Source organism: Mesorhizobium sp. M0317, assembly GCF_040321555.1.
Lineage (GTDB): Bacteria > Pseudomonadota > Alphaproteobacteria > Rhizobiales > Rhizobiaceae > Mesorhizobium.
Genome location: NZ_JAMYRV010000117.1, coordinates 1 through 581, shown reverse-complemented (window position 1 = coordinate 581; position 581 = coordinate 1). Strand labels below are relative to the sequence as shown.

Sequence of the window (581 nt, the reverse complement as noted above, 5' to 3'; positions counted from 1 at the left end):
GATCAGGCGCATCTTCACAGGCTCGCCCTTCTTGAGTGCCAGCCGGGCAGGCGTTTCGCAGACTTCCTCCCGGCAGCTCTCCAGGTAGCCGATGAGATCGAACGCCCTGCCGTTGGCGTCGAGCCATCGCGCGTTTTTCCACGACGCGCGCACAACAACATCGCCGCCTTGCGCCATCACCTTGGCGATCCGCTCGGCCTGCAGATAGGCGCGGTCACCGATGCGGATCTCGCCCGCCACCACCGGCACGCGGTCGATCAACTCGGCCTCGCTCTGATCGGTGATCTCGATGAAGTCGAACTGCTCGCGCTCAAGCTCAAAGGCGCAGTGCATGCGCCAAAGACCATTGTTCTTCTTCTCATACGCACCGGCCTTGGCAACCGCTGTCGCATCGAGGATGCGAACTAGTCGGCCTTTGGCCAAACCTGCATCCTCGCGCTTCAAAAGGTGCCCAATCAACTGCTGCAGCCATGGTCCTGCATTGCGCAGCCGGCCGAGCAACGCCACGTCCGAAATGTCGGCAATCCCGCTCGCCGCCGCCCAGGCCACGACGCCCCGCATGCCAACCTTGCCAAGGCAGT

General features: G+C 63.2%; 1 protein-coding gene. It reads right to left on the bottom strand.

The features are described from left to right. Positions 1-561 (bottom strand): transposase (locus NKI88_RS31780; protein ID WP_502909516.1); only part of this gene is annotated, 561 nt, incomplete at its 3' end. Positions 562-581: the final 20 nt, after the last annotated feature.